Source organism: Streptomyces sp. SAT1 (genome assembly GCF_001654495.1).
Taxonomy (GTDB): Bacteria; Actinomycetota; Actinomycetes; order Streptomycetales; family Streptomycetaceae; genus Streptomyces; species Streptomyces andamanensis.
The window spans coordinates 2958172-2984843 of the sequence record NZ_CP015849.1; the positions used below are offsets into that span (position 1 = coordinate 2958172).

At 69.1% G+C, this 26672-nt stretch carries 20 protein-coding genes; 7 read left to right on the forward strand and 13 right to left on the reverse strand.

Going from position 1 to position 26672, the window contains the following annotated elements; translation table 11 throughout:
- The first annotated feature begins 203 nt into the window (after nt 1-203).
- Nucleotides 204-1904, forward strand: coding sequence for a sodium:solute symporter family protein (locus A8713_RS12780; protein ID WP_064533579.1), 1701 nt, complete (start codon nt 204-206; stop codon nt 1902-1904).
- 21 nt (nt 1905-1925) lie between these two features.
- The gene (locus A8713_RS12785) at nt 1926-2273 is read left to right on the forward strand and encodes a hypothetical protein (protein ID WP_064533581.1); all 348 of its coding nucleotides are present in this window, start codon (nt 1926-1928) and stop codon (nt 2271-2273) included.
- Between the two features lie 51 nt (nt 2274-2324).
- On the opposite strand, the gene A8713_RS12790 is transcribed toward A8713_RS12785, so the two are convergent.
- The 4 genes from A8713_RS12790 to A8713_RS12805 all read right to left on the reverse strand — a co-directional run bounded on the left by A8713_RS12790 (nt 2325) and on the right by A8713_RS12805 (nt 9222).
- A complete protein-coding gene (locus A8713_RS12790; protein WP_064533583.1) occupies nt 2325-2993 on the reverse strand; it encodes a helix-turn-helix transcriptional regulator in 669 nt (222 codons plus the stop codon).
- Between the two features lie 192 nt (nt 2994-3185).
- Nucleotides 3186-5111 (reverse strand): outer membrane protein assembly factor BamB family protein, encoded by a 1926-nt coding sequence (locus A8713_RS12795; protein WP_064533585.1) that lies wholly within the window; start codon nt 5109-5111, stop codon nt 3186-3188.
- A gap of 103 nt (nt 5112-5214) precedes the next feature.
- Nucleotides 5215-7167, reverse strand: a complete 1953-nt coding sequence (locus tag A8713_RS12800) for an outer membrane protein assembly factor BamB family protein (RefSeq protein ID WP_079158935.1) — start codon at nt 7165-7167, stop codon at nt 5215-5217.
- 243 nt (nt 7168-7410) lie between these two features.
- The gene (locus A8713_RS12805) at nt 7411-9222 is read right to left on the reverse strand and encodes an ABC-F family ATP-binding cassette domain-containing protein (protein WP_064533587.1); all 1812 of its coding nucleotides are present in this window, start codon (nt 9220-9222) and stop codon (nt 7411-7413) included.
- A 157-nt stretch (nt 9223-9379) separates the two neighbouring features.
- Here A8713_RS12805 and A8713_RS12810 point away from each other — a divergent pair, with 157 nt between their 5' ends.
- Nucleotides 9380-9970, forward strand: coding sequence for a Uma2 family endonuclease (locus A8713_RS12810; RefSeq protein WP_064533589.1), 591 nt, complete (start codon nt 9380-9382; stop codon nt 9968-9970).
- A gap of 6 nt (nt 9971-9976) precedes the next feature.
- On the opposite strand, the gene A8713_RS12815 is transcribed toward A8713_RS12810, so the two are convergent.
- From A8713_RS12815 to rsmI, 6 genes are all read right to left on the reverse strand, one after another.
- Nucleotides 9977-10870 carry a 4-(cytidine 5'-diphospho)-2-C-methyl-D-erythritol kinase gene (locus A8713_RS12815; RefSeq protein ID WP_064533591.1) on the reverse strand — a complete coding sequence of 298 codons (894 nt, stop codon included), beginning with the start codon at nt 10868-10870 and terminating at the stop codon, nt 9977-9979.
- Nucleotides 10871-10937: 67 nt separating this feature from the next.
- Entirely contained in the window at nt 10938-11858 is a 921-nt protein-coding gene (rsmA, locus tag A8713_RS12820; protein ID WP_079158936.1) for a 16S rRNA (adenine(1518)-N(6)/adenine(1519)-N(6))-dimethyltransferase RsmA, read from the reverse strand.
- Between the two features lie 67 nt (nt 11859-11925).
- Nucleotides 11926-13392 carry a resuscitation-promoting factor gene (locus A8713_RS12825; protein ID WP_064533593.1) on the reverse strand — a complete coding sequence of 489 codons (1467 nt, stop codon included), beginning with the start codon at nt 13390-13392 and terminating at the stop codon, nt 11926-11928.
- A gap of 162 nt (nt 13393-13554) precedes the next feature.
- Entirely contained in the window at nt 13555-14457 is a 903-nt protein-coding gene (locus A8713_RS12830) for a TatD family hydrolase (RefSeq protein WP_064533595.1), read from the reverse strand.
- Nucleotides 14458-14579: 122 nt separating this feature from the next.
- Nucleotides 14580-15062 (reverse strand): hypothetical protein, encoded by a 483-nt coding sequence (locus tag A8713_RS12835; protein WP_064533597.1) that lies wholly within the window; start codon nt 15060-15062, stop codon nt 14580-14582.
- Between the two features lie 395 nt (nt 15063-15457).
- Entirely contained in the window at nt 15458-16309 is an 852-nt protein-coding gene (gene rsmI / locus A8713_RS12840) for a 16S rRNA (cytidine(1402)-2'-O)-methyltransferase (RefSeq protein ID WP_064533599.1), read from the reverse strand.
- 162 nt (nt 16310-16471) lie between these two features.
- On the opposite strand from rsmI, the gene A8713_RS12845 reads away from it, so the two are divergent.
- From A8713_RS12845 to A8713_RS33550, 3 genes are all read left to right on the forward strand, one after another.
- Nucleotides 16472-18223 carry a dolichyl-phosphate-mannose--protein mannosyltransferase gene (locus A8713_RS12845; RefSeq protein WP_064533600.1) on the forward strand — a complete coding sequence of 584 codons (1752 nt, stop codon included), beginning with the start codon at nt 16472-16474 and terminating at the stop codon, nt 18221-18223.
- 354 nt (nt 18224-18577) lie between these two features.
- Complete coding sequence (locus A8713_RS32170) at nt 18578-19936, forward strand: alpha/beta fold hydrolase (RefSeq protein WP_079158937.1); 1359 nt, start codon at nt 18578-18580, stop codon at nt 19934-19936.
- A complete protein-coding gene (locus tag A8713_RS33550; RefSeq protein WP_159393087.1) occupies nt 19933-22299 on the forward strand; it encodes a hypothetical protein in 2367 nt (788 codons plus the stop codon). The genes A8713_RS32170 and A8713_RS33550 overlap by 4 nt, the downstream gene beginning before the upstream one ends.
- Before the next feature lie 768 nt (nt 22300-23067).
- On the opposite strand, the gene A8713_RS32180 is transcribed toward A8713_RS33550, so the two are convergent.
- From A8713_RS32180 to A8713_RS12855, 3 genes are all read right to left on the reverse strand, one after another.
- Nucleotides 23068-23445 (reverse strand): hypothetical protein, encoded by a 378-nt coding sequence (locus tag A8713_RS32180; RefSeq protein WP_237305543.1) that lies wholly within the window; start codon nt 23443-23445, stop codon nt 23068-23070.
- Between the two features lie 805 nt (nt 23446-24250).
- Nucleotides 24251-24685 (reverse strand): hypothetical protein, encoded by a 435-nt coding sequence (locus A8713_RS33555; protein ID WP_159393088.1) that lies wholly within the window; start codon nt 24683-24685, stop codon nt 24251-24253.
- 78 nt (nt 24686-24763) lie between these two features.
- On the reverse strand, nt 24764-25849 hold the full coding sequence (locus A8713_RS12855) for a DUF1152 domain-containing protein (RefSeq protein WP_079158939.1): 1086 nt from the start codon (nt 25847-25849) through the stop codon (nt 24764-24766).
- A gap of 79 nt (nt 25850-25928) precedes the next feature.
- On the opposite strand from A8713_RS12855, the gene A8713_RS12860 reads away from it, so the two are divergent.
- Nucleotides 25929-26669, forward strand: coding sequence for a GntR family transcriptional regulator (locus A8713_RS12860; RefSeq protein WP_064533604.1), 741 nt, complete (start codon nt 25929-25931; stop codon nt 26667-26669).
- Nucleotides 26670-26672 lie beyond the last annotated feature (3 nt).

Consider the following 26672-nt stretch of genomic DNA (forward strand, 5'->3'; position numbering starts at 1 on the left):
CGCGCCCGGCACTCGATCACCCACCCAACAGAATCAAACATAACACATCACAACCAACCATTGGAGGCTACCGGCGGCACCCGGGGACGCGCCATGGAACGCACATCACGATCAAACAAAGACAACCAACAAAAGTGTTCAATTCCTGAACGCGAAGGCGTAGGTTCCCCGCTGGATCCGTTCGCGCAACGAAGCGAGTTCACATGCAGACCCCCACATCCCCCACCGGCGCGTCCGCGTACCTGGCGGCCGAGCTGCGGCTGCCGACCAACGCCCTCGACTACACGATCCTCGGCATCTACTTCGTCGTCGTCCTCGGCATCGGCCTCGCCGCCCGCCGCTCGGTGAGGACCAGCCTCGACTTCTTCCTCTCCGGACGCTCACTGCCCGCCTGGATCACCGGCCTCGCGTTCATCTCCGCCAACCTGGCCGCCACCGAGATCCTCGGCATGGCCGCCAACAGCGCCCAGTACGGCGCCTACACCGTGCACTGGTACTGGATCGGCGCCATCCCGGCCATGGTCTTCCTGGGCCTGGTGATGATGCCCTTCTACTACGGCTCCAAGGTGCGCTCGGTCCCCGAGTTCCTGCTGCTGCGCTTCGACCGCGGCGCCCACCTGCTGAGTTCGGTCCTGTTCGCCTTCGCGGCCATCCTGATCGCCGGGGTGAACCTCTACGCCCTCGCGATCGTCGTCGAGGCGCTGCTCGGCTGGCCGCAGTGGGTGGCGATCGTGGTCGCCGGCTTCTTCGTGCTGGCGTACATCACCCTCGGCGGACTGTCCTCCGCGATCTACAACGAGGTGCTCCAGTTCTTCGTGATCCTGGCGGCCCTCATCCCGCTGGTGGTGCTCAGCCTGAAGAAGGTCGGCGGCTGGGACGGCCTGACCCACAAGCTGCACGCCACCCACGGGGAGAACTTCACCACCGCCTGGGGCGGCACCGGCATCGGCCACGCCAACCCGCTCGGCGCCAACTGGCTGACCATCGTGCTCGGCCTCGGCTTCGTCCTCTCCTTCGGCTACTGGACGACCAACTTCGCCGAGGTGCAGCGCGCCCTGTCCGCGAAGAACCTCTCCGCCGCCCAGCGCACCCCGCTGATCGCCGCGTTCCCGAAGATCTTCATCGTCTTCCTGGTGATGATCCCGGGCCTGGTCGCCGCCGCGCTGGTCCCGAACATCGGCAGCTCCGCCTCCGGGCTCCAGTACAACGACGCAATCCCCTACCTGATGCAGGAACTGCTGCCCAACGGCGTCCTCGGCATCGCGGTCACCGGCCTGCTCGCCGCCTTCATGGCCGGCATGGCGGCCAACGTGTCGTCCTTCAACACCGTGTTCACCACCGACATCTGGGCCAAGTACGTCGTCAAGGACCGCGAGGACTCCTACTACGTGCGGTTCGGGCGGCTCATCACCGCCATCGGTGTGCTCGCCTCGGTCGGCACCGCGTTCCTCGCCTCGTCGTTCTCGAACATCATGAGCTACCTCCAGACGCTGTTCTCCTTCTTCAACGTGCCGATGTTCGTCGTCTTCATCGTCGGCATGTTCTGGAAGCGCGCGTCGATGAAGTCCGGCTTCTGGGGCCTGCTCGCCGGCACCACGGCCGCGATGGTCAACTACTTCGTCATCTACAAGAAGGGGATCATCGACATCCCCACCGACCAGGGCGCCAACTTCGTCTCGGCCATCGCCGGGTTCGTGGCCGGCGCGGTGGTCATGGTCGCCGTCACGCTGTTCACGAAGCCCAAGCCGGAGGCGGCGCTGCAAGGACTCGTCTACGGCACCAGGTCGCCCGGCATGACCGAGGCGGCCGCCCCCGGCGACGAGGCCTGGTACCGCAAGCCCGCCCTCCTCGGCTGGGGCGCCGTCGTCCTCGCCGCCGCCTGCTACATCCCGTTCTCGTTCTGACCGCGGGAGGATGGAGAAACCATGTCACAGCCCCACAACCCCGGCCGGGACGAGCACTCCGGCCCGCACACCGGCTACTCCGAGCACGACGTGCAGCGCGAGGTGACCGAGCTGGAGGGCAGGTCAGCGACCGCCGCGCGCATCTTCGACCTGCGGCGGATCATCGGCGGCCTGTTCGTCCTCTACGGCGTCATCGTCACGATCACCGGCATCACCGACTCGCAGGCCGCCATCGACAAGGCGCAGGGCGTCAACATCAACCTGTGGACCGGGATCGGGATGCTGGTCCTCGGGGTGTTCTTCCTGGCCTGGCTGAAGCTGCGGCCGGTGGCGGCGCCCGAGGACCCGGACGACACCGGCACCGAGTGACGCCCTGAGGCCGGCCGGGCGACACTCCGACGTCAGGTGCGGCCCCCGAGGTCAGGTGCGGCCCGCGCGGTCCAGCAGACCCGTGCGGGCCGCCAGGGCGGCCGCCTCCAGGCGGGAGCCCACGCCCAGCTTCATCAGCACGCGCTGCACATGGGTGCGGGCGGTGCTCGGGGCGATGCCCATGCCGGCCGCGATCAGCCGGGTGTCCTCGCCCTCGGCGACCCGCACCAGCACCTCCACCTCGCGGGGCGTGAGGACCGCCAGCAGCCGCTGCCCCTCGTCGTCCGGCTGGGCGGCCGGGTTCAGCAGATCGGCGAAGGCGCCCTGGAGCAGTTGCGGCGCCACCGCCGCCTCACCGGCGCGCGCCTTGGTGATCGCCCGCTCGACGCCCTCTATCCGCTCGTCGTGCCGGACATAGCCCGAGGCGCCGGCGGCGAAGGCCGCAGCGATGCCCCGGGGCGAGGGGACGGGGCCCAGCACCACCACCGCCACCTGCGGGCGCTCCTGCTTGATCCGCACGACGGGGTCGAACGCGCCCGGCTCGGCCGGTGCCGCCGTACCCAGCAGGCACACCTCCGGAGCACGGCTGATGACCAGCTCCGCCGCGCCCGCCGCGGGCGCCGCCGCGGCCAGCACCCGGTGCCCCCGCAGCTTCAGCGCCGAGGCCAGCGCCTCGGCGAGCAGTCGGTGGTCGTCGACCACCATGAGCCGCGCTCCCATCGGCAACCCCCCAGTTCCCCCCGGAAGCTACACGCTCGCCCCGTACCGCGCTGCCCCTACCGGCGAGAAGTGCCCCGGATCGCCGAAAACACCCGGCGCGCGGAAGCGCCCCCGGAGCGCGGCCCGGTACGCGCGCGGCCCCGCCCCCCGAACCACCGGGGGCGGGGCCGCGCACCGTGCGGGCGGCGCCGGTCAGCCGGACGTGCCGAAGACGAGCGCCAGGTACTCCTTGCCGTAGGCCGACGAACGCGGCTTGTGGGCGTAGACCGCCGACATGTACAGACGGCCCTGGCCGTAGAGGATCTCCGCGTAGTCCGGGGACATGGCGGTCTCCGCGGACCGCACGTCCCGGTCGGCCGGGTTCTCCAGCAGGACGGTCTCCTTGAAGCTGTTGCCGTCGATGCTCACCACCTGGCCGCCCTTGTCGTAGGGCGGGCGCTTGTAGGCGAGCAGGGCGCCGCCGTCCATGCGCAGCGGGTAGATCTGGTAGCCGTCGCCCGCGTCCGCGCGCTGGCCGGTCTGGCGCCCGGTGGCCAGGTCGAACGCGACGATCTCGTTGGTCTGGCCGTGGTCGCCGCTGCCCGCGTGCTGCTCGGTCCCCAGGTAGAGCCGGTCGTTGCCGACCACCATGCCCGAGCAGTACTCGATCCGGCTGATGGCGTCGCAGCGCCCGCCGTACTGGTCGCCGGGCGCGGTGATGTGCGAGCGCAGCTTGCCGGTGGCGCCGTCGAGGGCGAAGAAGTCCGAGATGCCGTGGTCGCCGCCGAGGTCGGCCGCGACGACGAGCGGGTCGGTGGAGACGATGCCCGCGTACTCGATGCCCTGCGCCAGCTTGTAGTCGGAGAGGACCTTGCCCGAGGCCGGGTCGATGCTCTGGATGTGCAGCTGGCGCTGGCCGTAGGTGCCGCACTTGCGCACCGCGACCAGCTTGTCGCCGCCGCCGTAACCGGCGTCGTAGCAGGTGTCGTCCGGCTTGGGGGACCACAGGGGCTTGCCGTCGGCGACGGTGAAGGCGGCGCCGCCGTTGGTGCTGCCGACGGCGACGGTGCCGCCGCCGATGGTCACGTTGCTGAGGTTGACCGACTGGTCGCCGGACTTGACCTCGCGGGTCCACAGCTTCTTGCCGGCCGTGAGGTCGATCACCGCGAGCTGGCTGCAGCCGTGCGAGGGCTTGGCCTTGGTCGGCATGGCCGGCTCGTACAGGATCGCCGTCCTGCCGTCCGCCGTGATGTGGCGGGTCGTCTGGCAGACCGGGCCCGGCAGCTTCAGCGACCACAGCTTGGTGCCCTTGGCCGGGTCGTAGCCGGTGATGTCGCCGAACCCGGACTTGGCGTACACCTTGTCGGTGAGCCAGGAGCCGGTGGTGGCGGCCGTGTCGGTGACGACCGGCATCGGCACCTGGTAGAGGACCTTGGCCGCGGTGTCGGCGGGGGCCTTCTCCTTGCCGCCGGCCGAGGTGCCGCCGGTGCCGGTGCCGGACTTGCCGCCCGCGTCGCCGCCGCCGGTGGTGCCGCCGCTGGACGCGGTGTCCTGCTTGCCGTCGCCGTCACCGGACTTGGCGTACCAGACGCCGCCGCCGACGATCAGCGCGATGGCGGCGACGGCCGCCACGACGATCAGCAGCTGCTTGTTCCTCCCGCCGCCCGCGCCGCCGCCGGGCACCGCGGTCTGCGGCTGCGTCACGGCGGGCGGCTGGCCGGGGTATCCGTAGCCGGGCTGGGTGGGCTGCCCCGGCCGACCGTACCCGTAGCCGGGCTGCGGTGCGCCGTACGTGTTCGGGGCGGGCGTCGGGGCCGACGGCTGGCCGGGGTAGCCGTAGCCCGCCGGGGGCTGGGGCTGCTGCGGCGGCTGGGGCGCCTGCGGGTAGCCGTACCCGGGCGGGGACTGCGGCGGGCCGGCGGGCGGGGGCGTCTGCGGGGCGCCGAAACCGGGCGCGGTGGGCGGGGGCGTCTGCGGAGCGCCGAAACCGGGCGCCGGCTGCGCGGGCGACTGCGGGGGCGACTGCGGCGGGACGCCCGGCTGCTCGGGCTGCTGGTCCTGGGGCTGCCCGCCGGGGGGCGGGCCGAACCCGCCCTGGTGCGGCGGCTGCTGGGGCGGCGGGGGCGGCGGCTGGGTCATGAGCGGATGCACCTCTGGACGACAGGGGACGACGGGGGCAAGGAGGACGGCACCGGAACGGCGCCCGGCACGCGGACGGCGTGCCGGGCGGTGCGGCGCCGGCCTACTTGGCGAAGGCGAGCATCAGCTTCTCCTTGGCCTTGTCGCTGCCGTTCAGGCGGGTGGTGGAGAGGTAGAACCGGCCGTCGACCCAGTCGATGTCACGGGAGAAGAAGCCGTTCTCGATCTCCGCGGTGCCCTGCGGGTTCTGGAGCAGCGTGACCGGAGTGTGGGTGGTGCCGGCGGTCGGCAGGGACACGACCCGGCCGCCCTGGTCGTAGGACGGCTCGACGTACGCGACGAGCTGTCCGTTCTCCGCCCTGACCGGCAGCATCGTGGTGTCCGAGGGGGACTTGACCCGCCACTTCTCCTTGCCGGTGGAGAGGTTGACCGCGACGACCTCGTTGGGCCCGGTGGTCGCCTTGGTGGGCAGGTAGAGGGTGTCGGCGTCGGCCGCCACGCCCTGGCAGCCCTGGAGTTCGCGGTTGAGGATGGCCCAGCCGCACTCGGGCGCGAAGGTCCCCTTCACATCGGCCTGCGAGCGCACCGACCCGTCGTTGTTCAGGGTCGAGAGGTTCCAGTGCTTCTTGTCCTCGTCGGTCGAGTACAGGACGAGCGGATCGACGGAGTAGGTCCGCTGGACCGTCCAGCCCTTGGGGATCTTCCGCGTCCACCTGGCCTTGCCGGTGGCCGGGTCGAGCTCCTGCACCTCGTCGTGGGCGTTGGCGCCGCCCGCCCCGCAGGAGGCGACCGAGACCAGCTTCGGGCCGCCCGCGAAAGCGGTCGGGAAGCACGCCTCGCCGTACTTCGTCTTCTCGTACATCTTGGCGCCGGTGTCCACGTTGTACGCGACGCCCGACTGCGAGCGGCCGACCATCAGCGTCTTGCCGGTGACGGACAGCTCGATGGTGAGCGCGCTGTCGAACAGGGCGCCGTCGCCGATCTGCGCCTTCCAGCCCAGCTTGCCGGTGTTGAGGTCGAGCTGCTGGAGCTGGTTGCACTTGGCGCGGTCGCTGCTGCCGCTCATGTACGCGATGACGGCCTTGTCGTCGGCCGTCTTCTGCTCGGTCACCGCGCAGATCTTCTGCGGGAAGGTGACCGGGGCCCAGGTGGGGTTGCCGTCGCCGACGTTGTACGCGAAGACCTGCTTGTACGCCGCCTTCACCGCCGCCTTGCCGGTGATCCACATGCCGGGGGCCTCGGCGCCGCCGTTGGGGGCGTCCGGGGCCTCCTTGTACCAGAGCACCCGGGCCTCGCCCGCCTTGCGGCCGGCGTTGAGGTCGCTGGAGTCCTTGCCGTCGCCGTCGCCCTCGCCGTCGCCCGGGTTGACCGGGGCATCGGACGCGGGGCCGGCCGAGCCCGACGCCTTGGCGTCGCCGCTCTTGTCCGCGACCGGCTTCTTGCCGCCGTCACCATCTCCGCCGCCGGTGACGGCCCACACGGTGCCGCCGACCACGAGCAGCGCGGCCACCGCGGCACCGATGATCACCGCGGGCCTGCCCTTGAAGGGGTTGCGGGAGCCACCGCCGGGCGGCGGGGTGCCGGGCCCTCCGGGGAACTGCGGCGGCGGATAGCCGTACCCCGGCTGCTGCCCGTAGGGGCCCGGCTGCTGCGGCGGCCCGTACGGTCCGGCCGCAGGGGCAGCGGGCACGGTGGGGGCGTTGTAGGGGCCGGGCTGGGCGCCGTAGGGACCCGGCTGGCCGTACGGGCCGGGCTGCTGCGGGTAGCCGTACCCCGGCTGGGGCGGCTGCGGGTAGCCGTAGCCGGGAGCGGGCTGGGGCGGGCCGGACGGCGGCTGCGGCGGGGCGGCGGGCGGCGGGGTCTTCGACAGCTGCGGCGCGTCGGCGGGCTGCTGGGGCTGCTGGGGCGGCTGGTCCGGAGGCGGGGGTGTGGCCTGCCGCGGATCGCCCGCGGGGCCGGACCCGCCGCTCTGCGGTGGTTGCGGCTGCGAAGCGCCGTCCTGTGGCGGCGGTGCTCCGAAGCCGCCCTGCGGCGGCTGACTGGGCGGCTGAGCCATCAGCGCGTTCCCCCCTCGTTCACTGATTTTTAGCCACGCCCTGAGATCCGTGGTGGACGCAGAGTCGTACGCGGACGTGTCCGGACAGGGTCCGGACGGCCCTTTCTATCACTGGCCGCCGACACCCCACCGTGTCGTACCCGTCCCTGTTCCCAAGGGAGAACCGGCCTGTGATGGCCTCGTTACGCGCCCGCGCACGCCTTCACGCGCCGTTCACACGGCGCGCGTGCGCCGTCACACCCGCTACGCGTCCTCGGCGAGTTCGAGCCAGCGCAGTTCCAGTTCCTCGCGCTCCCCCACCAGATCGCGCAGCTCGGCGTCGAGTTCGGCCACCTTCGCGAAGTCGGTGGCGTGCTCCGCGATCCGGGCGTGCAGGGTGCTCTCCTTCTCGGAGACGCGGTCCAACTGCCGCTCGATCTTCTGGAGTTCCTTCTTCGCGGCGCGCAGTTCGGCGGCGCTCTTCTCGGGGGCGGCGGCGGAGGCGACCGGGGCCGGGGCGGAGGCCACGGCGGCCTGCTGCTCCATGCGGTGGCGCCGCTCCAGGTACTCGTCGATGCCGCGCGGCAGCATCCGCAGCGTGCCGTCGCCCAGCAGCGCCTGCACCGTGTCGGTGGTGCGCTCGACGAAGAACCGGTCGTGGGAGATCACGATCATCGAGCCGGGCCAGCCGTCGAGCAGGTCCTCCAGCTGGGTCAGGGTCTCGATGTCGAGGTCGTTGGTGGGCTCGTCGAGGAAGAGGACGTTGGGCTCGTCCATGAGCAGGCGCAGCAGTTGCAGCCGGCGCCGCTCACCGCCGGACAGGTCGCCGACCGGCGTCCACTGCTTCTCCTTGCCGAAGCCGAACGTCTCGCACAGCTGTCCGGCGGTCATCTCCCGGCCCTTGCCGAGGTCGACGCGCTCGCGCACCTGCTGCACGGCCTCCAGCACCCGCCAGGAGGGGTCGAGTTCGGCGACCTCCTGGGAGAGGTAGGCCAGCTTGACGGTCCGGCCGACGGCGATCCGGCCGCCCGCGGGCTGCACGTCGCCCTCGGTGCGCGCCGCCCGCTCCATGGCCCGCAGCAGGGACGTCTTGCCCGCGCCGTTGACACCGACCAGGCCGATGCGGTCGCCGGGGCCGAGCTGCCAGGTGACGTGTTCGAGGAGCACCTTGGGCCCGGCCTGGATCGTCACGTCCTCCAGGTCGAAGACGGACTTGCCCAGCCGGGACGACGCGAACTTCATCAGTTCGCTGCTGTCGCGCGGCGGCGGCACGTCCTTGATCAGCTCGTTGGCGGCCTCCACCCGGAAGCGCGGCTTGGACGTACGGGCGGGGGCGCCGCGGCGCAGCCAGGCCAGCTCCTTGCGGACCAGGTTCTGCCGCTTGGTCTCCTCGGTGGCGGCGATGCGCTCGCGCTCGGCGCGCGCGAAGACGTAGTCGGAGTAGCCGCCCTCGTACTCGTAGACGGCGCCGCGCTGCACGTCCCACATGCGGGTGCAGACCTGGTCGAGGAACCAGCGGTCGTGGGTGACGCAGACCAGCGCGGAGCGGCGCTCGCGCAGATGGGCGGCGAGCCAGGCGATGCCCTCGACGTCGAGGTGGTTGGTGGGCTCGTCCAGGACGAGCAGGTCCTGCTCCTCGATGAGCAGCTTGGCCAGCGCGATCCGGCGGCGCTCACCGCCGGAGAGCGGGGCGATCACGGTGTCCAGGCCCTTGGGGAAGCCCGGCAGGTCGAGCCCGCCGAACAGCCCGGTCAGCACGTCGCGGATCTTCGCGTTGCCCGCCCACTCGTGGTCGGCGAGGTCCCCGATGACCTCGTGCCGCACGGTCGCCTCCGGGTCCAGCGAGTCATGCTGCGTGAGCACGCCGAGCCGCAGCCCGCCCGCGTGCGTGACCCGCCCGGAGTCGGCCTCCTCCGCCTTGGCCAGCATCCTGATCAGCGTCGTCTTGCCGTCCCCGTTGCGCCCGACGACCCCGATCCGGTCCCCTTCGGACACGCCGAGCGACACCCCGTCGAGCAGCGCACGCGTCCCGTACACCTTGCTGACGTTCTCGACATTGACCAGATTGACGGCCATTTCACTCCTGCCCGGGGGGATGCATCGACTGTCAAGCGTAGGGCCTGCGGAACGGGGGCCGGGCGTGGGAGTGTCATCACTCGTTGTGATGACCTGATCGGGAACGGGCGGCTACGGTGGTGACGCAGACAGCAGGATCCCGCCCATGGGAGGAACTATGACTGCCGAGCCTGTGCAGCAGTACGGCCACTGGCCGCTGCCACCGCTGGACGGCTACACCGTGGACGACCTGTTCACTCTGCACGGACTCCCGCCGCACACCGAGTTGCTCGACGGGAGCCTGATCTTCGTGAGTCCGCAGCGGGAGTTCCACACCGTCGTCATGGACCTGCTGGTGACCGGGCTGCGATGCACCGCCCCGGAGGATCTGCGGGTCCGGCGTGAGATGACCGTGGTACTGGACGATCGCAACGCGCCCGAACCCGACGTCAGCGTGCTCCGCGCCGCAGGAGCGGGAACCGACAGGACGCGGTACAAGGCCGAGGACGTGGTCCTCGCTGTCGAAGTCGTCTCCCCGGAGTCCGAGTCCCGCGACCGCACGACCAAGCCGTACAAGTACGCGTCAGCGGGAATCCCCAACTACTGGCGCGTCGAACGAGGCGGTAGCGGAGGAGGCCCGGTTGTCCACGTCTACGAGCTCGATCCCCTCACCAGGTCGTACGTGCACATGGGGATGCACCGGGACCAGATCAAAGTCACCGTGCCCTATGACATCGAGATCGACCTGACAGCCTTCGACCGGATCTGAGCCCCCTCACACCAGCACGGCTCCCGCCGCCGGGGACCGCGTGACCCGGGCGGCGCGGCAGGTGTCCGAGGCGAGGAGGGCGTCGGCGACGCGCGCTGCGGTCTGCTCGTCGGGGGCCAGGAAGGCCGTCGTGGGGCCCGAGCCGGAGACCAGGCCGGCCAGGGCTCCGGCGGCGCGCCCTGCGGCCAGGGTGGCGGCGAGGGAGGGGCGCAGGGAGAGGGCGGCGGGCTGGAGGTCGTTGGCCAGGGTGGCGGCGAGGGCGTGCGGGTCGCCCTTGGCGAGAGCGGCCAGGAGGGCGTCGGAGGCGACCGGTTCCGGGATCCGTACGCCTTCGTTGAGGCGGTCGAACTCGCCGTAGACCGCCGGGGTGGACAGCCCGCCGTCGGCGACGGCGAAGACCCAGTGGAAGGTGCCGCCCACCTCCAGCGCCGTCAGCCGCTCCCCGCGCCCGGTGCCCAGCGCGGCCCCGCCGACCAGGCTGAAGGGCACGTCGCTGCCGAGTTCGGCGCAGATGCCGAGCAGTTCGTCGCGGGAGGCGCCGGTCCCCCACAGCGCGTCGCAGGCCAGCAGGGCGCCCGCGCCGTCCGCGCTGCCGCCCGCCATGCCGCCGGCGACCGGGATGTCCTTGGCGATGTGCAGATGGACGGCGGGGCTGCGGCCGTACCGCTCGGCGAGCTTCTCGGCGGCGCGGGCGGCCAGGTTCGTACGGTCCAGCGGGACCTGGCCGGCGTCCGGGCCCGCGCAGGTCACGCGCAGCTCGTCGGCCTCGGTGGCGGTGACCTCGTCGTACAGGCCGACGGCCAGGAAGACGTTCGCCAGGTCGTGGAAGCCGTCGGGGCGGGCCGCGCCCACCGCGAGCTGGACGTTGACCTTGGCGGGGACGCGGACGGTGACGCTCACTGGTTTCCGGGCTCCTTGTGTTCCGCGGGCCGTCGCTCGGGGCGCCGCCCGTACTGCCGGACGGTCGTTACTCGGGCTGCTGCTCGGCGGACGGCCGCTCGGAGCCCTGCCGCTCCGGGTGCGGCGCCCGCGGCCCGTGCTCCGCGATGCGCGCGAACTCCGCCACGGTCAGCGACTCGCCGCGGGCCTGCGGCGACACCCCGGCGGCCACCAGCGCCGCCTCCGCCGCCGCGGCGGACCCGGCCCAGCCGGCGAGCGCGGCCCGCAGCGTCTTGCGGCGCTGCGCGAAGGCCGCGTCGACGACCGCGAACACCTCGCGCCTGGTCGCGGTGGTCTTCGGCGGCTCGGCGCGGCGGACCAGGGACACCAGGCCGCTGTCGACGTTCGGCGCGGGCCAGAAGACATTGCGGCCGATGGCACCGGCCCGCTTGACCTCGGCGTACCAGTTCGCCTTGACGGACGGCACCCCGTACACCTTCGAGCCGGGGTCGGCGGCGAGCCGGTCGGCGACCTCGGCCTGCACCATGACGAGGGTGCGCTCGATGCTCGGGAAGGTCTGGAGCATATGCAGCAGCACGGGCACGGCGACGTTGTACGGCAGGTTCGCCACCAGCGCGGTCGGGGCGGGCCCCGGCAGCTCGGTGACATGCATCGCGTCGGAGTGCACCAGCGCGAACCGGTCGGCGCGCTCGGGCAGCCGGGCGGCGACGGTCGCGGGCAGCGCGGCGGCCAGCACGTCGTCGATCTCGACGGCGGTGACCCGGTCGGCGGCCTCCAGCAGGCCCAGCGTGAGCGAGCCGAGTCCCGGCCCGACCTCGACGACCACGTCCTCGGAGGTGACGTCGGCGGTGCGGACGATACGGCGGACCGTGTTCGCGTCGATCACGAAGTTCTGGCCGCGCTGCTTGGTGGGGCGGACACCGAGGGCCGCCGCCAGCTCGCGGATGTCGGCGGGGCCCAGCAGGGCGTCGGGGAGGGGGCTGCTCACCGCACCAGGGTACGGGGCGCGGGCACCTGCTCCGTCGGCCGCCCGCACCCCGGCGGCGCCCCGGCCGCTAGGACCGCAGCCGGTCCCCGCACTGCGGCCAGGGGGCGGCGCCGCGCTGCACGTAGAGCTTCTTGGCGCGGTACGTCTGCTCCTCGGGCGGGGCGTCCTGGGGACGGCCGGCGCCGCCGAGGCTGTGCCAGGTGTCCTGGTCGAACTGGTACAGGCCGCCGTACGTGCCGGACGGGTCCTCCGCGTCCGGGCGGCCGCCCGACTCGCACTGCGCCAGCCCCTGCCAGTCCAGCCCGTCGGCGCCGCGCACCGACGGCGGATGCGGCCGCGTGCCGACCTTCACGATCTGCGTGCGCGGCGCGCGCACCACCTCCGACGCCAGCTGCCGCGGCCGCTGGCGTACGCCGTTGACGCTGCGCAGGGAGTACGTGACCCGGCGCACCCCGGGCCGCCCGGCGCGCTCCACGACCTCGGTGCCGCGGAAGAGCCCGGGGTCGGCGACCCGGCGCACGACGAACGGGATCTGCTCCTCGCGCACCTCCCGTCCGCCGGTGATCCGCAGCACGGTGACCGTCTGCCCGTCGCGCGGGAAGCTGTCCTGCGGAACGGAGGTGGTGTCCTGGCCGCGCAGCGTGACCCCGGCCTCCTCGACCGCCTCCCGCACGGTCGCCGCGTTGGTGCGGACGGTGCGCGGGCGGCCGTCCGCCATGATGGTGACGGCGCGTTCGGTGCGGACGTCGAGCGTGAGCCCGGTGCGTCCGATGCGCTGGGAGCGTGCCGCCGACAGATACGCGCCCTCCGCGCGCACCCCCCACTCCCTGAGCGCTCCGCCGACCGTGCGCGCGGTCGTCCACGCCGCGTGCCGCTGCCCGTCCAGCGTGAGCCGTACCGGGCGCCCGTACCGCACCTCGACCGCGTCACCGCTGCTGAGCGCCGTACCGGGGGCCGGGGCCACGGTGTCGTGCGCGCCGACCCGCAGGCCCTCCTCGGCGAGGAGTTCCGTCACGTCGTCGGCGAAGGTGTGCAGATTGCGCGGGCTGCCGTCGACATCGAGCTCGACCGCCTTGTCGTGGGCGACGAACGCGGTGGTGCCCCCGGCCAGGAACGCGACCACCAGCGCCTGCGGCAGCAGCCTGCGCAGCCCTCCGGTCTCCGGCAGCCGCGCGGGCCGCGGACCGCGCCGCCGCGCCCGCCGGCGCCCGCCGGTGCCGCCCTGTACGACGGGTGCGGCCGGACCGGTCGCCTGCCGGGGCAGCACCGGCTGCACGGCCGGCCGCCGGGCCCCGGACCGCTCGGCGGCGGCTTCGTACGCGGGCCGGTAGGTGTCCTGATACGGGGGCGAGGGCACGTACGGGGACGAAACCTCCTCGGGCAGGACGGCCGCTCCGTACGCCCCTGACCCTCCGTGTCCGTATGTCTCGTATGTCTCGTAGGGCGCGTGAGGCGCGTGGGGCGCGTACGTCGTCCCGTACGTCTCCTCGTACCGCGCGTACGCCTCGTACGTCTCGTACGGCGATCTGCTCACACCGACACACTCCTGGAGGCCGAGGTCCGGGCCCGGGGCGGCCGGGTCCCGGTACCTGATCGGGCCCCCAGAACCTAGCGGAGCGCCCGTCACTCTCCAAAGCGACGCGACTACGCTCAGTGCACGACGGGCGCCGGTGCGCGCCGGTGCGCGTCTGCGGCGTCAGTAGCCGAAGGCGCGGGCGGTGTTGGCGGCGAGCGCCGTGGCCAGCGTGTCCTCGTCGGTGCCGCGCACGGCCGCCATCGCACGCACCGTCACCGGCACCAGATAGGGCGCGTTGGGCCGGCCGCGGTAGGGCGCCGGGGTGAGGAAGGGCGCGTCGGTCTCCACCAGGACCAGCTCCAGCGGGGCGACGGCGAGGGCGTCCCGGAGGTTCTGGGCGTTCTTGAAGGTGACGTTGCCCGCGAAGGACATGAAGTAGCCCGCGCGAGCGCACACCTCGGCCATCTCCGCGTCGCCCGAGTAGCAGTGGAACACCGTCCGCTCGGGGGCGCCCTCCTCCTTGAGGACGCGCAGCACGTCGGCGTGGGCGTCCCGGTCGTGGATGACGAGCGCCTTGCCGTGCCGCTTGGCGATCTCGATGTGGGCGCGGAAGGACCGCTCCTGCGCGGCGACGCCCTCCGGGCCGGTGCGGAAGAAGTCGAGGCCGGTCTCGCCCACGCCCTTGACCTGGGGCAGCGCCGCCAGCCGGTCGATCTCGGCGAGTGCCTCGTCGAGGGCGGCGTCCCCGCCCGGCCGCCGTGCGCCCTGCCGGGACCAGCCGTCCGGGTCGCCGTGGACGATCCGGGGCGCCTCGTTGGGGTGGAGGGCGACCGCCGCGTGGACGTTCGCGTGCGCCGCGGCCGTCTCGGCGGCCCAGCGGGAGCCGTGCACGTCGCAGCCGACCTGGACGACCGTGGTCACGCCCACCGAGGCGGCCTTGGCCAGCCCCTCCTCGACCGTGCCGGACTGCATGTCGAGGTGGGTGTGGGAGTCGGCGACCGGTATCCGCAGCGGCTCGGGGAGCGGGGGCGCGGTGTTCTTGTCGGCTTTGCCGGCGTCGCCGCTGTGGGCTTTCGAGGACATGCCCCGATCCTACGAAAGGGGCGTGTCGCCGAAAGGGGCGTGTCATCGAAAGAGGCGTGCCATCGAAAGAGGCGTGCCGTCGCGGATCCGTCGGCGCGCGCCCCTCCCGGGCGCCGGTGCCGTCAGCCGGCCTTGCGGTGGAACGGGTGCAGCAGGTCGGACAGGTGCCAGTGGTGCTCGTGGCCGACCGCGTCCCCCTGGCCTTCCCCGTCCGGCTTCCGGTCCGCCGCCTCCTCCCCGGGCGCGGACTCGGACCCGGACCCGGATCCCGGACCCGTCGCGGGCCCCGCGGGCGACTGCTGCTGACGGGGGTGGTGCTCGCGCTCGTGCAGATGGCTCTGCGCGGACGAGACCCGCCCGGCCCTCATGATGCGGACGACGTGCCCGTCGCAGTTCTTGCAGGTGGGCTTCGTCAGCGGCGACGGCACCACCCGGCCCTCCGCCACGTACAGCACGAACTCGCCGCCGTCGGCGTCCGTGTGGTGCTCTATCTCGTACGACTGCTCCCAGCCGTGCCCGCAGCGCATGCAGGCGAAGGAGTACGACTCGTTGACGACGGCGGTGGCCGTACCGCGGTGGCCGGTCTGTCCTGCGATCTCGCTCATGCCAGCTCCTCGTGTCCGCTGGACGTGGGGACGGTGCGTCCCTTCCTCCAGTTGACGCCTCCACCAGCGTGAACGCACCGGGCCTGTCGAGTGTTGGATCCGATTTGGGGGTTGCTTGCCCAAGGCTCCCCTGAACGGCCGGTCTCGCTTTGCGTTCCCGAAACGCCGCTTTACTCCCGCATGGGGCGCGCGCTCATGGGAGATACGCCCTGCTCAGAGGGGGTGTGAGCAAGATCTCGCAGCACCCGCCGCCGTCAAGGCGCGGCCGCGCGCTTCACCCGGCGCAACCGAACCGCGAGCACCGCGCCGACGCCCCACAGGTCCCTTCGGTCTCACCTGTCCCTGCGAGTACCTCGACTGTCCCTTCGGGGACCTCAGCTGTCCCTTCGGGGACCTCAGCCGGAGTGCTTGGCCGCCACCACCGCGTCGAACACCTCGCGCTTGGGCAGCCCGGCCTCGGCGGCGACCGCCGCGATGGCCTCCTTGCGCCGCTCGCCCGCCTCCTCGCGGACCCGCACCCGCCGCACCAGCTCCTCGGCGCCGATCTCCGCCGGCCCGGTCTCGGGCGCGCCCTCGACCACGACGGTGATCTCGCCGCGCACCCCGCCGTTCTCCACCGCCCAGGCGGCCAGCTCGCCGAGCCCGCCGCGCCTGACCTCCTCATAGGTCTTGGTCAGCTCCCGGCACACGGCGGCCCGCCGGTCGGCGCCGAACTCCTCGGCCATCGCCGCGAGGGTGTCCTCGATGCGGTGCGTGGACTCGAAGAAGACGAGGGTGCGCCGCTCGGCGGCGACCTCCCGCAGCCGCGAGCGCCGCTCGCCCGCCTTGCGGGGCAGGAAGCCCTCGAAGCAGAACCTGTCCACCGGCAGCCCGGACAGTGCCAGCGCGGTGAGCACGGCGGACGGTCCGGGCACCGCGGTGACCCGTACGTCCCGTTCGACGGCCGCCGCGACCAGCCGGTAGCCCGGGTCGGACACGGAGGGCATGCCCGCGTCGGTGACCAGCAGCACCCGCGCCCCGCCGGTCAGCTCCTCGACCAGCTCCGGGGTGCGGGCGGACTCGTTGCCCTCGAAGTACGACACGACACGCCCGCGCGGGGTCACGCCGAGCGCCTGGGCGAGCCGGCGCATCCGCCGGGTGTCCTCGGCGGCGATCACGTCCGCCTCGGCCAGCTCGGCGGCGAGCCGGGGCGGCGCGTCCTGGACGTCGCCGATGGGGGTGCCGGCCAACACAAGGGTTCCTGTCACGCCCCCATCCTCTCAAGCACGGCGACCGCCCCTCGCCCGCCCGCCGGACACCCCTGCCCCCGGCACTCGCCCACCCGCCGGACCCCCCTCCCCGGCGCACCGCGTACGCCCGGCGGAGCCCATGCACGGGACTCGCACAGCGCGGTTCCCTACGATGGCGCGGTGACCAGTACCGCGTCCTCCACGGACCCACGGCAGGACCTGGCCCCGGACGACCGGAGCCCCGAGTGGCAGCGGCGGCTGCGCCGCTTCGGCCGCACGGGGGAGCCGGCGGGGCCCGCAGCCGACGTGCGCGAGCGCCTGGTGCCGCCGTTCGCCCGGCCCGGCGCACGGCTGTGGACGGCCCTCGGCGTCCCGCTCGCCGCCGGCGCGCGTCTGGCCCGCTGGTCGGAGTGGGGCGGCCCGCTGCTGGTCACGCTGTTCGCCGGGGTGCTGCGGTTCTGGAACCTGGGCAGCCCGAAGGCGGTGATATTCGACGAGACGTACTACGCCAAGGACGCGTGGGCGCTCGTCCACCGCGGCTTCGAGGTCAACTGGGACAAGAACGCCAACGACCTGATCCTCAGCACCGGCGGCCATGTCCCCGTGCCCGCCGACGCGGCGTACGTCGTGCATCCGCCGGTCGGCAAGTACGTGATCGGGCTGGGCGAGCTGATGTTCGGGTTCAACCCGTTCGGCTGGCGCTTCATGACCGCGCTGCTGGGCACGCTCTCGGTGCTGCTGCTGTGCCGGATCGGCCGCAGGCTGTTCCGCTCCACCTTCCTCGGCTGCCTGGCGGGCACGCTGATGGCGGTGGACGGACTGCACTTCGTGATGAGCCGCACCTCGCTGCTCGACGGGGTGCTGATGTTCTTCGTGCTCGCCGCCTTCGGCTGCCTGCTGGTCGACCGGGACCGGGCCCGCGCGAGACTGGCCGCCGCGCTGCCCGTCGGCGCGGACGGCCGCGCCCGGCCCGACGCGGACGTCGCGGACACCCTCCGCCTCGGGGCGCGCCCCTGGCGCTGGCTGGCGGGCCTGATGCTGGGCCTGGCCATCGGCACCAAGTGGAACGGCCTGTACGTCATGGCCGCGTTCTGCGTGCTGACCGTGCTGTGGGACGTCGCCGCCCGCCGCACGGCCGGCGCCCGCAGCCCCTACCGCGCCGTCCTCCGCCTCGACCTGGGCTGGGCCTTCCTCGCCACGGTCCCGGTCGCCATCGTCACCTACATCTGGTCGTGGGCGGGCTGGATCTTCTCCCCCACCGACGGCACCGGCGGCTACTTCCGCGACTGGGCGGCCACGGACGGCCGCGGCAGCTCCTGGTCCTGGCTCTTCCCGGACTGGTGGCGCAGCCTGTGGCACTACGAGCACGAGGTCTACAAGTTCCACGTCGGCCTGTCCTCGCCGCACACCTACCAGTCCAACCCGTGGAGCTGGCTCGTCGACGGCCGCCCGGTCTCCTACTTCTACGAGTCCCCCTCCCCCGGCACCGCCGGCTGCCCGGCCGACGCCGGCGACAAGTGCGCCCGCGAGGTCCTCGCCCTCGGCACCCCGATGCTGTGGTGGGCGGCCTGCGCCGCGCTCGTGTACGTCCTGTGGCGCTGGTTCTTCCGCCGCGACTGGCGCGCGGGCGCGATCGCCTGCGGCGTCGCCGCGGGCTACCTCCCCTGGTTCCTCTACCAGGAACGCACCATCTTCTTCTTCTACGCCGTCGTCTTCGTCCCCTTCCTCTGCCTCGCCGTCACCCACCTCGTCGGCGCCCTCCTCGGCCCCCCCACCGCCACCGACACCCGCCGCGTGGCCGGCGCCACCGGCGCGGGAGTCCTCGTCCTCCTCATCGCCTGGAACTTCATCTACTTCTGGCCCCTGTACACGGGCACGGCGATCCCGATGGAGGAGTGGCGGGCGCGGATGTGGCTGGATACGTGGGTGTAGCTGGGCGAATAGACCAAGAGGGCGCGGCCGACGACCGCGCCCTCTTGGTCGTTGTTGGTCGCTGGCGGTCACTGCTGGCTGCCCTCGAGCGGCCCAGCCACGGCCTAGAGGGGACTGCCAGCCACACGGGCGCCCCAACCGCCTGAGCAGCACTGCAACCAAGGCGATGTCTGGCCCACTGCGCGGCACTGGGCGCCCTCATGGAGCCGCAGGACACGAGCACCATGCGCGGCTATACTTTCGCCTACCTCACGAGCACCTTGCGCAACGTAACCACTTTAACCTACGGCAACGTGCGACCTGAAGGTGGCTGTGAAACCAGTCGGAATCTGCTGACGCAGAGCCGGGGGAACTTTGCCACGCATCCTTAAGCAGTCTGAATTCCTGGCCGGCGATTTCGACCACACCGGCTTGAACGTGCATGTTCGCCCCGGCAGAAGAGCAACTGCGGCGGTCGTCTTCGTACACGGGCTCGGCGGCGACGGGTATGACACGTGGGGTATGTGGCCAGAGTTCGTTTTCGAACAGAGCTCTGCCGAGCTTCTTGATGTCATCATCTTTAGCTATGCAAGCTTTAATAAAGCCTGGCGAACGAGGAAGTCCGGAGCCGACCTTCCGTTCGTTGCGGCTCAACTTGCTGACTGGATCAGGAGCCTCACTGAAGAACACGGCTACACTGATGTCTATTTTGTTGCGCACAGCCTGGGGGGCCTTGTTGTCGAATCAGCAGTTCAGCAGTATTTGAACCAACTGGGAACAGGGGCGCCGGAAGTCACTTCAATAGCCGCCATTTTCGTTCTTGCGGCACCTAGGCTGGGAGCAGGGATAGCCCTGGGCGCCTTGAGGCAGCTCATACCAGAAATCGAGTGGCTACGTAATAAGTCCCCCCAACTTCTAGCGGCTGAGTCTTTCTTCAGTAGCCGCGTAGAGAGTCTCGGAACCGCCGCCTCTGCGGGTTACCGCGAGTTCTTGATTCCACGATACTCCGCCATGGCAGGTGGCGACCGGGTCGTCTCCAAAATGAGCGGCTTGTTCGGTGTTCCAGAACAGCAACGCCTCAGACTGAATGGAAATCATCACACAATCGCCAAGCCCGATAGAATAAATCAAGAACAACATCTTCGTCTCTTGAGGATTGTCAAGCAATCTGGTGACATAAGGCGGGCATGGCGCCGCCAGTCCCATCACGCAGAAAAGTTCAAAGTTAGACCTGGTCCTCGCGCTCCGGTCCTCGTTACAGAACTACGCAGCGACGACATCAAAGTCACCTGGGAGCAGGCATACAACAGGGCCTTGGCCCTCGCATCTTCAGACGAGATCTCGGTCTCTGACTGCCGCAACTCTACGGTCACCTCTTCACATCGTGAAACTGACATCCTCGTCTCGGTTCATGCTACTGAGAACATCATGAACAGAGACGAGCGCTGCGAGGCAGTTGTCAGGGGTTCTTTCGCGCAACATCAGCGCCAGCATGGCTTGATGTTGCTAATCGTAGCGATTGGCGCAGCTCACGAGCGAGCAAGGGACGTTGTGCAATCGTGGCTGCCAGACCCCCCTTATCGATCACTAAGCATTGAGGGGGTGGCCTCACCAGAAGAATTTTCAGACCTGCTTGCCGCTTGGGCTGAAGTGATGATTGACCGCGATCCTGCCCGCTGGCCACGAAGCACTTCAGAGATGTCATACGGAACGGAAGGAAGTGATCTCGTATGAACCTCGCGTGGATTGCTGCCGTGCTTCAGCCTCACACCGTCGCCATTCACCCGAACTTCAGTGACGAAGAATACTCCCGAGAACCAGCAGGGCAGCTAGCAGCACTCCTTATTGGTGGCGACTGGGGGATCTCTACCAGGGATCTGCCATCACATGACGCAGCCGTGTCTTACGCAGAGAAAATATTGCGTCCGGAGACGGTCTCCGAAGGGGCAGAGGGTCTCATGCGGGAAGCACTCTCTCACCGCAGTGAAGACATGGCCCGTTCTGCAGCACTAGCACTGCTCGCCGCTTTCGCAACAGCAGAGATGGAGGAGTACGACGCGTGCGATTCACTTCTTAGTGAGATGATTGACCTCGAAGACCGGAGTCCATCAGGAAGGCTAGTTAAAGCCATCCTGACGCAGCAACGCGCCCTTCGCCGTCGCGATGCAGGGTTGGACTACATCGATGACGTCTTTGATGCGGCTCGCCTGCTAGAAGATGTGAACACAACACAGCTGCCCGCCTTTGCCATGGGGCCAGGAGCAAGCAGCACTTCTGAGGTTGCGCTTGAGAAGATAATCTATTCTATGAAGCGGTCTACGTGGAGCCTAACGCCCTACGAGTATGACACTCGCAGGCCATTCGAGTCATTTCCTGGCCGCATGAATCGATTGAAGATGCCTTTGTCCGAGCGAATGCTCAGGATCTCAACTGAACGTGCATCGGTATATGCTCGACAAGTCAGGAATAGCTTTACCGCTCACTTCACCAATGCGACGGTTGTCGGCAGGTCAAGGCCCGACCTCTTTCACGAGACTCTCGCAGTAGAGCTACTTGGTCATGGCGAAGTCTATCGAGCGAGGAAAGATCTCGCTACTCTGCGTCTAGTTCAGTATGCCGAAGGAGCGGACGTTGATAATCTCCATGTAAGTATCCGCCTTTTGCGGCAGGCTGGGGCCACCAGAGAGCTGGAATCAGCTCTAGAACGCCTTCGGGCTGCAGGGCCACTTTCGGCCCTCAGTCGCGATGCACGCCAAATTCTTCTTCGAAGGTCTACACCGCAGCGTTTGCGTGTGCCTGAGCTAGTCGTTTTGCGAGCGGCTGCCGAATTGATGTCTCCGTCAGAAGCGGAGCAGGCTCTAGAGGTAGTTCTTGCCTCGGCTTCCGCAGGAGGCCCCCCGAATGTGGTCGGCGCTTCGCAGCACCGCATCGACAGATGTGGTGTTGCCTGGCGAACAGCATCGGCGCTGGCGAGTACATGCCATAAGGGTGAGGCAATTGCTGCGCTTCTGTTGAGAGAAGTGCGAGACGTACGGCGACATACCGAGTTGCTCGATTCGAACGTCGCAAAAGCCATCAATGAATTGCCTTGGGAAGACGTTCCGGATTCCATCAGATCACAGTGGGGTGAGTGGCTGGCCGACGTGGATACCGAACTTTTCGGCAATACCGCAGAAGCGGTCGCGCTCGCACTTGGGCTCACGATACCGCACGAAGGAGGGCCTTCTGGACTCAACGAGATTGCCACGCGACTGAACACTGGATTGCGAAATGATGCCGCTCGCCTTACGGACACGGAGCTACTCGGAGCTGTGGATCAGGTGAGCGCCACTCTGAACGAGATGCGCGAATCCGTGACCCGCGGCATGTTCTCGCTCGGTACTCGCTCTGCGGCAGACATCGCGGCGATGCTGCTCGTGGAGTACCCAAGAGCAAGCCATTTGTGGGAAAGCCTGGCCCCGTTCCTCATTTCCCAATCACTTCCTAGGCTCGAACGCACTGCCGCGTTGGATCGTTTGGCGCGTGAAAAGCCACAGATGCCAAACGCAACTCGTGTAATGTTCAGCGCAAATATCGATCGCTTTTTGGAGAGCAGCGATGCAGGGATTCTCTGGGATGATCCAGTTGTGCCTTACCCCGCAGCTCTGAGGTTCCTGATCTCATACAACCTGCTCGACGACGCCAGAATTATTGCATCACTGGCCAGGCTGAGTGGCCACACTGCTTTGAAGGCGCGCAGAGAAGCACCTCGAACGTTGGAGTCTCTAGCGGGACGGGCTACAGCGCCTTGGCTATTGCCGCTCGCTCTGCAAATGAGCCACGAGTCCGACATCTTGACAAAGTCTCATGCGGCCCGCTTTTTGTCCCATGTAGCTACCGACCGTGGAGAATTCGCTGCAGTGGCTACGGCCCGCCTAGGGGAACTACTCACCGAAGAGGATGGTCTGCTTACTCCACTCTTCGTCTTGCGTGAATTGGAAAACTCCACGGATCTCCCCGAGCAGATGGCACAAGCTATCAGCCGTTTGCATGACGAGCACCCATCATGGCGGGTTCGAGCAAAGGCCTCAAAGCTACTTGCTGGGTGGCGTTCATGACGAGGCTTCGTATCGCCTCACCACAGTTGATTCAGAGCCGATCGCGCTTTACGTGCGTATACATAGCAACTGATAGTCGGGCACCCGGGGGGTCAACGTGAAGGGGCCGGCTTCAGGAACGGACAGGCACATGCAGCTCTTGGTGCTATACCAGGCGAAGTGAGGCAGGTGCCACAGCAGTCCAGTCCTAGAGGAACCCTTCTGAAGATCGTCGAATCAGTGAAGAAGTGCATCGAAGGCGACCCCACCATGACCCTGTTGCCATCGCTTGCTGAGGTCATGCGTAGCCGCAAGGTCTCCCGGGAAGTAGCGCTGCGAGCCTTCAGCTTGCTGCGCCATGAGGGCGTGGCCGAACCAGTGCCGGGTGCGCGGTGGAGAGTCGTACGCGCGGGGAAGCTGCTCGACCGGCGCCCGCTCGATCAGAGGTTGGCAGAACTCATCACGACTGAGGGCCTCGAAGAGGGGAATCGTTTCCGAGCGCTTCCGCACTGGCCGAACGGTTCGGAGTGTCACGTCCGACCGTGACGAAGGCGCTGGAGAAAATGGAGGCCGCCGGCGTCCTGGCGGGCGGAGGGCGGGAAGGCCTCCGTGGGCTGAGGATGACGCTCTGGATGGGGCGCCGGGCCGCCGCGAACGAGCAGGCCGCAGCGGAGTTCGCGCACCGTGTGGCGGACATCAGGAGCGGCGGCGAGCGGCACGGCTGGCGCCCCTTCTGAAGGAATGCAGGTGTGGCGCCGCCCGCTTGTGGCGCCACACAGCGTCTTCACCTCACCCCTGAGTAGGAGGTGTACCGAAGTTGAGGGAGCCTACGGTGCCAGCCTGAACCACCGTGCCATGCTGCACGCCTCCGCTGATCGTGTTGTGGACAGCCACTGTCTGTCGATCGCTGGACCCCGACGCGAATTCTTCAATCACTTCTCGCAGTTCGGCAGCAGCAGCCGGACTGCCCGCCAGGGTGCGCCGCAATCGCGTACGCCACTCCGCCTCGACATCCAAGGCGGTCTGTTCGTCGCCAGCCTCCAATGCCAACGCCAGCTCTCCGCGCGAGGTCTCTAGCTCTCCCGCGATCACGCCCCCCTCACTGCCGCCGCGCGAGAAGAACGAGACGATGCGATCACGAGCTGCTGTCCACGAGTCCGCCACCATCTGCTGCACGAAAGTCGTAGCGCCTGCGGCAGCGAGTGCCGTCAATTCCGCTTCCAAAGAACCCCCTTTGTAGCAACTGACACAGCCACCGTACCCTCTTGGAATTCGGCGGTCGCGGCGCCAGCTCACTCCACCGCGCACGAGCGAAACCCGGCTTTCACCACCTCAGCCGCGACGACGGGACCTTAATCGTTCGCCCTGCATCCCACTTTCGAGTGATCAGAGTGCATCGCACCCAACCAACCAAGGAGAAAAACCCGAGCAAAGTCCCCGAAGCCACGCAAAGCATGGTCAATGCGTGCATGAGCCCCAGAACCACTACCAGGCCTGCAATCGCCAGGGTCACTACGTTGATTCGGCGCCTGCGACGGCAAAAACGCACATACTGATTGGCCCTGCGCTGGCGCTCTGCCCTCTGAGCCTCCTCTGCGTCGAGTATGCGCCGCCTTCGCGCACTCCAACGGCGTTCCGTCTCCTCCGCTGCCCGATCCAGCTTCGCGGCAGACGAGTTCAACACCACGTCGCCATGGATGACCCCGGATTGCACTACGTGCCCACTGACGTAGCCTCTCAACTCATTGTGTACAGACGGATGTTCACTCATAGGTGAGAAGATACGCCCACCATCCACAAGATCACCATGATGCGCGCGCATCCCATCCGCCTCTAGCACAACATGTCCACGGCCACAATGAACTACGCCCGGGGAGCCTCACACACCTTCCGCGCCTCGTGCATGAGGTTCTCCGTACGCACTGGCAGTCGCTCGCTGATTGGATTACGCCCCTGAAACCATCGGTACGTTCTAGTCATCATGCATTGCCACCCCAGCCCCCCAGAGGAACAGAATGATTGCGACGACTCCTGTGAGAACTCCGGCAGTGAGCCACTCCTGGGTATAGAGGCCGAGCGTAACGAAGCCGGGCACGCCGAGAAGCAGCACGAGAAAGCCACAGCCTCTGATCGTTTTTCTGTCCTCATCTCGCCGCTGCAGCCTGGCTTGCTCAGCCGCCTCTCGTCTCATTCGCTTGGCTTCGACTCCGCCCTGCTTCTTTCCTACTTTCTTCTCAACGGGTGCGTCTTGCCTCGACGGCTCATTGTTCGGAGGGTGCGGCGTCGACGGACCGTGGATATGCACGTCCCCGTACACGTTGCCGAACTGCCCTGCTACGCCGTAGATGTGGCCACTGATTTCGTTTTCGATGTCCTGCCGGTCGAAGTCGTCCTGCGGGGCTCCCATGAACAAGAAGTTACTGCAAACGCCATCACCTGTTAGTCGAATCAAGTAGTTCGACCCACGACCACAGGCTGCCTCCGTTCATGCGATGCGCCAGAGAGGTGCCACGTACTGTTCCGGACGCGCACTGACCATGAGGCTGCGGAGCTCATCTCGCCGGGATCCGCCGAGTCGCAAGACCTCGGAGAGGCGGCGGAGGGTGGTGTGGGTGACTCCACGGGCTCGGGCTTCGGCCTGGAACTCGTCGAGTCGGAACAACACACTGGCGAGATCGGGCTTCGCGGGTGGCTGCTGCTTGAGGCGTGCTGCCTTGTCGCGTTCGTAGTCGATCTCGGAGAAGCCGCAGATCTCGCGGCTGTACGCCTCGGCTTCGGTCAGTGTGGTGGTCGTCATGACGGAGCGGGCCAGGGTGTTGCGGTCGAGGGCGTTGTCCAGGTCGACTTCGTGGACCGTGGGTCCTTCGTCGGTGAGAGATACGGGGAGGCCGGCGTCTCGAACTTCGCAGGTGCCGCGGATTCCGCGGGCCGTGGCGGTGAGCATGGCTGTGGCTTCTGAGGGGTGCCAGTCCAGGACGGCGGCGATCGAGGTCGTGTCCGCCGTGGTGAAGGTGTGGATGTGGGGGCCGAGGAGGGGGCGCAGGTCGTCGGGTGGGATCTCGCCGTCCAGTCCTGGGCCTGCGATCAGCAGTCGTACCGGGGTGTTTGTCTGGGCGCAGGCGGCGAGGGTGAGGGCGTCGGCGAGGGGGCTTTTGAGTGTGGGTTCGTCGCCGCCGGCGAGGATGTCTCCGCCGACGTCGAGCAGGTCGACGGACCTGGGGGTCAGGTGGTCCACCAGTTCTTCGAGCTGTCGGGTGATGCCCTGGGCGCCGTGGTGCGGGTCGAGCAGGGCGAGGGTGTGGGGGAGTTCTGCTGCGAGTCGGGGGAGGGTGGAGTCTGCCGGGGGGATCGGCCGGGCCTGGGGCGGTACCGAGAGGACGGAGCGGGTGAGGGGTTCGAGGCCCGTGAAGTCGTGGGGGCCGCGCGGCCCGGGGAGGGGGTCGACCAGGAGGCGGTCCCAGGCGTAGGTGAGGATCACCGCCCGCTCGTCGTCGCCGTACAGGGCGGCGTGGAGCATCGCGGCGGCCACCGCGTCGCCTCCGCCTCCTGCCGCGACGATGAGTCTCGTCATGGGGCAACGGTACGGGCTGGGAGGTAGGTCGTTCACCCTATAGTGGCTAGAGGCCATAGCCACTTTACGAGGAGGGCAGATGCCGCAGATCGAGGAGGCTCAGCCGAAGTATCTCCAGATCGCGCACTACATCCGCGATCAGATTCTTCGGGGTGACCTGCGTGCGGGGGACGAGGTTCCTTCGGAACGCCAGCTGGCTGCCGACTGGAAGGTGTCCCGGCCCACGGCGGCCCGGTCGTTGGAGGCGCTGAGCCATCAGGGGCTGGTCGAGAAGCGCCAGGGCTCGGGCACATACGTGCGCAGCCTCGAAGTCAACCGGCGGGCAAGGGAGCTGTACGGACGCGCCCGGCAGACCGGGAAGATCTACACGCCCGGCGAGTACGCGGTGATCACCTCGGCCGGCTGGGCGGACGCGCCCGCCCATGTCGCGGAGGCGCTGGGGCTGGCGAGGGGCGGCCGGGTGGTCCAACGGCGGCGGGTGACCACCAACCAGGACGGTCCCATCACCTTGTCCACCTCGTGGTTCGCGTCCGACATCGGCCGGCGCGCGCCGAAACTTCTGGAGCCCGAACGCATCCAGGAAGGCACGCTGATGTACGTGGAGGCGATGACCGGGCGCACGGGCAGCTACGCCGAGGACCGGATGTGCGCCCGGAGCGCCACCGGCGAGGAGGCGGCGGACCTCGAACTGGACCCCGGGTCAGCCGTACTGGTGGTCCATCACGTGGTCTATGACGTGCAGGACCGGGCCCTGGAGTTCTCCGAGGCGACCTATCCGCCGCACCGCTGGGCGTTCGAGCAGGGGTATCCCCTCACCTGATCG

Excerpts from the sequence above, each read along its gene's own strand:
- A8713_RS12780 (WP_064533579.1), top strand. The coding sequence starts at position 204 with ATGCAGACCCCCACATCCCCCACCGGCGCGTCCGCGTACCTGGCGGCC.
- A8713_RS12785 (WP_064533581.1), top strand. The coding sequence starts at position 1,926 with ATGTCACAGCCCCACAACCCCGGCCGGGACGAGCACTCCGGCCCGCAC.
- A8713_RS12790 (WP_064533583.1), bottom strand. The coding sequence starts at position 2,993 with ATGGGAGCGCGGCTCATGGTGGTCGACGACCACCGACTGCTCGCCGAG.
- A8713_RS12795 (WP_064533585.1), bottom strand. The coding sequence starts at position 5,111 with ATGACCCAGCCGCCGCCCCCGCCGCCCCAGCAGCCGCCGCACCAGGGC.
- A8713_RS12800 (WP_079158935.1), bottom strand. The coding sequence starts at position 7,167 with ATGGCTCAGCCGCCCAGTCAGCCGCCGCAGGGCGGCTTCGGAGCACCG.
- A8713_RS12805 (WP_064533587.1), bottom strand. The coding sequence starts at position 9,222 with ATGGCCGTCAATCTGGTCAATGTCGAGAACGTCAGCAAGGTGTACGGG.
- A8713_RS12810 (WP_064533589.1), top strand. The coding sequence starts at position 9,380 with ATGACTGCCGAGCCTGTGCAGCAGTACGGCCACTGGCCGCTGCCACCG.
- A8713_RS12830 (WP_064533595.1), bottom strand. The coding sequence starts at position 14,457 with ATGTCCTCGAAAGCCCACAGCGGCGACGCCGGCAAAGCCGACAAGAAC.
- A8713_RS12835 (WP_064533597.1), bottom strand. The coding sequence starts at position 15,062 with ATGAGCGAGATCGCAGGACAGACCGGCCACCGCGGTACGGCCACCGCC.
- A8713_RS33550 (WP_159393087.1), top strand. The coding sequence starts at position 19,933 with ATGAACCTCGCGTGGATTGCTGCCGTGCTTCAGCCTCACACCGTCGCC.
- A8713_RS32180 (WP_237305543.1), bottom strand. The coding sequence starts at position 23,445 with ATGGTGGCGGACTCGTGGACAGCAGCTCGTGATCGCATCGTCTCGTTC.
- A8713_RS33555 (WP_159393088.1), bottom strand. The coding sequence starts at position 24,685 with ATGGGAGCCCCGCAGGACGACTTCGACCGGCAGGACATCGAAAACGAA.
- A8713_RS12855 (WP_079158939.1), bottom strand. The coding sequence starts at position 25,849 with ATGACGAGACTCATCGTCGCGGCAGGAGGCGGAGGCGACGCGGTGGCC.
- A8713_RS12860 (WP_064533604.1), top strand. The coding sequence starts at position 25,929 with ATGCCGCAGATCGAGGAGGCTCAGCCGAAGTATCTCCAGATCGCGCAC.